This window comes from Providencia sp. JGM181 (assembly GCF_018257375.1).
Lineage (GTDB): Bacteria > Pseudomonadota > Gammaproteobacteria > Enterobacterales > Enterobacteriaceae > Providencia > Providencia lanzhouensis.
Genome location: NZ_JAERJY010000177.1, coordinates 1 through 6,134 on the forward strand (window position 1 = coordinate 1; position 6,134 = coordinate 6,134).

At 39.4% G+C, this 6,134-nt stretch carries 4 protein-coding genes; all 4 read right to left on the reverse strand.

Translation table 11 applies throughout. From position 1 onward, the window contains the following. Positions 1-435: 435 nt before the first annotated feature. Genes JK188_RS18125 through JK188_RS15900 form a run of 4 tightly spaced genes read right to left on the reverse strand, consistent with a single transcriptional unit; the run spans position 436 to position 6,086 of the window. Positions 436-675, reverse strand: a complete 240-nt coding sequence (locus JK188_RS18125) for a DNA polymerase III subunit theta (protein WP_442959129.1) — start codon at positions 673-675, stop codon at positions 436-438. Positions 676-726: 51 nt separating this feature from the next. Then, positions 727-2,649, reverse strand: coding sequence for a type I secretion system permease/ATPase (locus tag JK188_RS15890; protein ID WP_211885117.1), 1,923 nt, complete (start codon positions 2,647-2,649; stop codon positions 727-729). A gap of 3 nt (positions 2,650-2,652) precedes the next feature. Next, positions 2,653-3,981, reverse strand: coding sequence for an HlyD family type I secretion periplasmic adaptor subunit (locus JK188_RS15895; protein ID WP_249215368.1), 1,329 nt, complete (start codon positions 3,979-3,981; stop codon positions 2,653-2,655). A gap of 17 nt (positions 3,982-3,998) precedes the next feature. Beyond that, positions 3,999-6,086 (reverse strand): peptidase domain-containing ABC transporter, encoded by a 2,088-nt coding sequence (locus JK188_RS15900; RefSeq protein ID WP_211885120.1) that lies wholly within the window; start codon positions 6,084-6,086, stop codon positions 3,999-4,001. Between the last annotated feature and the right edge of the window lie 48 nt (positions 6,087-6,134).

A 6,134-nucleotide genomic window follows, 5' to 3' on the forward strand; every position in this document is an offset into this window, starting at 1 on the left:
TTATTAGCGTGAAGAGCTGCGGTGAAACACCCTGTATTCACATCACTCATCACCGCACCAATATTTAAAATACAATCCACCACTAAAAAATCCAGTTGGGTTTAGATGGAAAATAAGAACTAAAAGAACCGCTATAGCTCTAAGTCCATCCACCTCAGGTAAGTAGTTCGGTTTTTTTGTTTTCACCGTACTGCCAAATATTCCTTTAATCATTTTATTTAAAATCTCTTTTGTTTTATCTATCTTATGATGTGTTATAAGAGTTGTTGCACACGGAGTTATGGCTTTTTTTAAACAGTTTGAAATTATATCAAAGATAGTTTTTTTTTCTATTGATCTTCGGTTCCCATTTAATACTAAATGCGAGTAAAAGGATGGTTTCTGAGTAGCAATGAGTTAACCTCACACTAAAACACTAGCAAAGTATCCACTGTGCTATCTATCGAATTCTACATAAATAACCGGCTTGCCGATTCTTTCTTTGTATGAGGCACCGGAAGCGGATAAATCAACATTTACTTTGTCTTTATCTTCTTTCGAGAGTTCTGCGAGATTGTGCATGATGGTTTTCTGTGGGGAATGAATGACCGGAGTATAGCACGGAGGGTGAATCACTGTGACGAGCTGTGCCGAAATTGTGACGTGAGGATGAGAGGATTTGACACAAATAAGCATAAATTAGCAAATCGCAAAAATGTAGGCTGGCTTGTAGTGCGGCTTTGCTAGCTATAAAACGTTAATCAATATTTGCACACCCTGTGATTCGTAATCCAGCGCGGAAGTGGCTTCATCCAGAATTAAAATATCAGGTTCAGTAATTAAAGCCCGAGCAAGCGCAATACGCTGACGTTGACCACCAGAGAGATTTAATCCTTTTTCAGATAAATGATAATTAAAGTTTTCAGGCAGAGACATAATAAACTCATAGGCTCCCGCCAGTTTTGCTGCATGGATTAATTGCTGTTCGCTCGCTTGTGGGTAACTTAATCGGATATTTTCTGCAATTGTTCCTACAAAAAGGGTGCTTTCTTGAAGGACGACACTCATTCGGCGGCGTAACGCGACAGTATCTGTCACCGCTAAATCCATTCCATCCACAATAACTTGCCCATGTTGAGGGATATATAGCCGTTGTAACAATTTGGTGAGGGTACTTTTTCCTGAACCAGATGGCCCTGTGATACCAATAAATTCTCCGGCTTTGATGGATAAAGTCAGGTTACTTAGCACTTCAGGGGTTTCTGGTTGATAGCGAAAGCGGATATTTTGAAACTCAATTTCCCCTTGAATGGTGCTTGAGCTAGCAATGCCTTGGCGTTCATTTTCTATAGGTTTATCAAGAATGTCGCCAACGCGACGTAGAGATATGATGGTATGTTGGAAGTCTTGCCAAATTTGAGCAAAGCGTAGAATAGGCTGAGTAACGTGGGCGCTTAACATATTAAAAGCAACAAGTTGACCGGGGCTGATGTTTCCCGCTAATACTTCATTTACGCCGATCCACAATAAAACAGCGGTGGTTATTTTGCTCACTAATGTCATCAATTGGGTCGCGACCACGCTACGCATGGACACTTTGAAACCTTGTATCAACTGTTGACTGAGTAATTTTTGCCAGCGCTTAAAAAAGTATTTTTCAGTTGCCGTCGTTTTTACGGTTTCGATTCCAGTTATTGATTCAGTTAAAAATGTGAGCCCATTTTCATCGGCTTGGTAGGATTTTTCAGTTTGCTGGCGAATGATTGGACCTAAGATCATCCACAGAACAAAAAAGACGCCCATCGAGCCTACCAGTGTCCATGTCATCACGCTGCTGTACGAAAATAAGACCGCAATAAAAAGGATCACAAAGATAAAATCAATAAACAGCATCAGGGTTGAGCCGGTTAAGAATTGGCGGATATGGGCTAATTCACGGACGCGGGCGATAATTTTCCCTGTGGGCCTTAATTTAAAATAATTAAGGGGCAGAGCCATTAAATGACGATAAATTTTTCCCGAAAGCTCAGCACTAATTTGGGTGCTGGTATGACTGAAAATTTTATTACGAATAAAGCTGTAAACAGGCTCTGCAATAGCGATAGCTAATATGCCTAAAGCAAGAACATGTAAATTAGGCAAACTACGCCCGACAAGGACTTTATCGATTAAGTTTTGAAATAGTAGAGGGCTTACCAGCGCAAAAAATTGCACAATTGCGGCAAGAATAAAGACATTTTTGAGTTTAAAACGTTGGCGAATAATAGATGGAATAAACCAACTGATGCCAAACGCTCTTTTTTGTTCTTTCTCCAACTGCTCTTTAATTAAAATGACGGAGTAATTGTATTCGGTGGATTTATCCCATGATTCCTCACCGTCTCCTTTAGGAGAAATCACGGTGAGTGGTGAATTTTGGGTGATAATATGCCAGCGTTGATTAATCAACACCAAAGCAGGTAATGGAATATCCTGCATCTGTTGTCGAGTGAGAGAAATGAGCTCTGTTTCATAACCAATAATCTGTGCACATTGTCTGATTTCAAAATCTGTGGGGGAGTCATTCTGCATACCAATGGCATGCATTAATTGTTCTTGAGTGACATTTTTTTGAAAATGATTAGCAATCCATATTAAGGCTTCCAAGCCATTGTTATTTTGCTGTTCCATCGATTACTTCTCTCTCATGGCTGTGGCGGTATATTCATTTATTGGGCTTAACAGGTAATCAATTAATCGCCGTTTATCTGTTTTTATTTCAGCGACAATAGACAAGCCTGGAGTCATTTCAATTTGCTCGCCTTCCACCAATAGCTGTTTGCTGCTTAAACCAATTTGCGCTAAATAAACGAGACCGAGATTGTCATCTTGCGTGCTATCGCGGGAAATGGACAATACCTCGCCTTCGATAGTCCCATAGCGGGTATAAGGGAAGGCGTCAATTTTGACATCCGCTTTTAAACCTTCTTGAATAAAGCCGATATCTTTATTGAGTATTTTGACTTCAGCTAATTGCACATGATTATTGGGCACAATAACCATCAATTGCTGTGCTGGTTGTAATACAGCTCCAAGGGTATAAACCGCAATTTGTTGCACGGTCCCATCTACTGGAGCACGAATAACTTCAAGCTGATTTCTCTCTTGGTTTTTAATCAATTCCTGTTCAAGAGAAACAAATTTGAATTTAGCTTGCTGATATTTCTCATGCCATTCTTGGTGTTTTTGCGCATTAATCCTATCTTGCTTTTCGAGCAAAGCATGATGTTGGCTATTTAATATAGAGAGTTCGGATTGTTTGGTGGTTTTTTCTTTTCTTGCGAGCAGTAATTCGCGCTCCTGTTCTAAAAATTCTTTTTGACTGATTAACTGTTTTTGACTCAGGGCGGTATGCGCATCGAGCCGTTTTTTAATATTATTCATTAAGATATTGATGTCTTTTAACTCTCGTTCTCTTGCTTGAAAGTTAACGCGATTAAGCTGAATTTCATTGGTTATTTCGTTGAGTAAGGTTTCATACTCTTTTTTAATGGTTTGATAGCTGAGTTGTGCTTGAGCTTGCTCAGCAGCTGATAGCTGGCTGTAATAAGCAGAAATTTCAATGGATTGCTGGTTGAGTAGGGCATGGTGGATCATTTCTTCACTGGCGTGAAAGTTTTTTTGGTAGTGCTGACTAAGGATATCTTGGTCTACGCCTAATACTTTAACGCTGAGCAGTGGATCCCCTTGCTTTACCTGTTGCCCATCTTCAACGTGAATTTGCTGTAAGCGGCTTAATTCAAAAGCTTGAATGGTTTGGGTGCGACCCGAAACGATGAGTTTTCCTTGAGTAGTCGCTTGAACATCTAATTTGCCAAAATAAGACCAAGCAATAGCGATAAAAATACCAACACTAATACTGATGGCTATGGTAAATGCCAAATAAGAAGGCGGTGTTTTTAGAATAGATAAATGTGCAGGTAGAAAACTATTATAGCGAGAGAGCGCTGGTTTTTTTTTCATGGTTAACATCCGTGTCATTATTTAAGAGACTGCTGAAGCGTCCATAAATGTGTATAGAATTGATTGTTCTCGATTAATTGTTGATGGCTGCCTTGCTCAACAATTTGCCCTTGCTGCATTACGATAATTCTCTGGTGATTACGGATCGTCGAAAGGCGGTGGGCAATAGTAATTACGGTACGTCCTTTGGCTATTTCTTGCATATTTTCTTGGATGATAGCTTGGGATTCATCATCTAAGGCGCTGGTGGCCTCATCGAAAATAATGATCTTCGGATCCGACAACAGTGTTCTGGCAATGGCGATGCGTTGGCGCTGCCCTCCAGAAAGAGAGGATCCGCCTTCAGCTAAAATGGTGTCATAGCCCATCGGTAATTTAAGGATGAAATCGTGGGCACCCGCCATTTTTGCGGCAATCACAACCTCATCCATTGAGGCATTGGGACGAGTTTGTGCAATGTTATCGAAAACAGATTGATGAAATAGGAAATTTTCTTGTAAAACAATGCCAATTTGTTGTCGTAGAGATGGTAGATTAATCGATGAAATCGGCATTCCATCAAGATAGATCCCCCCTTGCTCTGGGGTATATAAACGCAACATTAATCGTGCTAGCGTACTTTTCCCTGATCCCGATGTCCCGACAATACCGATGGTTTCCCCGGCTTTTATTGAAAGGTTAAAGTTATTGAGGACGGTCGGCATATTAGGTTGATAACGGAAGCTAATGTTATGCAATTGAATATTGCCACTGAGTCGAGATTCATTTCCTTTTTTACTCTGTTCTTGCGGAAGATTAATGATCTGTGACAGCTTTTCTACTGCCACTTTGGTTCGAATATAATCTCCCCATAATTTGACCAGTTTTACGAGAGGCTGGTTTGCATGATTGACCATCATATGAAAGGCAATGAATTGCCCAATAGTCAATTGCAGTGCAAGAACTTCAGATGCACCAACCCATAAAATGATAGCGCTCGTCACCTTTTCAATGACCATGACAATATGTTCAGAGCGTGAACTGATTTGCCCAGACACAAAATTGGTTTGGCTCATATCTGCCGTTTGTTTATCCCACCGACGGGTAAAGCTTGGCTCAATGGATAAGCTCTTGGCGGTTTCAATCCCATTAACGCTTTCTGTCAAGAATGAGGTATTCACTGCAATATTGGCAAATTGTTGCTGAGCTGCGGCTTCAATTTTCGGTGTGAGCCACCAAGCGACCAATAAATAACAAGGAATAGAACAGAGGAAAAGTAAAGTGAGGGTGCTGGAAAGCAAGTTCATTACATAGATGAAAACGAACAAGAACAGAACATCGACACACAGAGTGAAAAAGCTACTGGTTAAGAATTCGCGAATAGTTTCCAATTCTTTAACTCGAGTAACAATGGCGCCAATTTGTCGATTTTTAAAAAATGAAATAGGCAGGTGCAATAAGTGATTAACTAACTTTAATCCTAACGTCATGTCAATTCGATTGACGGTATGATTATAAATATACTCTCGTAACCCTTTTAATATGACTTCAACAATCGCCGCGACGATTAAACCGAAAATTAAAACATCCAAGGTTGATAAACTATTATGAATAAGTACCTTATCCATAATAACCTGCATCACAATGGGGGAGGCTAGCGCTAATATTTGTAAAATAAAAGAGAAAACTAATACCCAAGTGATAATTGTACGGTACTTCATAAATTCCGTTTGGAACCATGAAATATCGAATTTTCCTTGTTTAACTTTGACGTGAAGCCAATTCCCATTCCAATTTTTCTGTAGCTCTTCATGGCTCCATATTTCAGGTGCAGGATGACCAAAACGCTGAATGAGTACTTGTTCTTGATTATGATTAGCTAACAGAAAAGCGTGACCATTGTTATCATAAAGAATGGTAGGGGATGGTAGTTTTGTGATACTTTTATCGCGCTGATGCTTGTTCTTGCATTTAATCTGATAATTATCTTTTATTGTTTTAATATAATCTTGAATTTGATTTATATTCTCTGTTTTCTGTTTGAAATCATCATAATCAATTTCGCCAGAAAGTTTTGCAATAACGCTAATAAAATATAATGTTGATTGTGTTTTGACACTTTCCATTGTGTATATTCATCATCCTGTATATTTAATAATGCCTGTGTATATATC

What these genes read in the sequence shown, in the direction of transcription:
- JK188_RS15890 (WP_211885117.1), bottom strand. Translation starts at nt 2,649, where the DNA reads ATGGAACAGCAAAATAACAATGGCTTGGAAGCCTTAATATGGATTGCT.
- JK188_RS15895 (WP_249215368.1), bottom strand. Translation starts at nt 3,981, where the DNA reads ATGAAAAAAAAACCAGCGCTCTCTCGCTATAATAGTTTTCTACCTGCA.
- JK188_RS15900 (WP_211885120.1), bottom strand. Translation starts at nt 6,086, where the DNA reads ATGGAAAGTGTCAAAACACAATCAACATTATATTTTATTAGCGTTATT.
- JK188_RS18125 (WP_442959129.1), bottom strand. Translation starts at nt 675, where the DNA reads ATGCTTATTTGTGTCAAATCCTCTCATCCTCACGTCACAATTTCGGCA.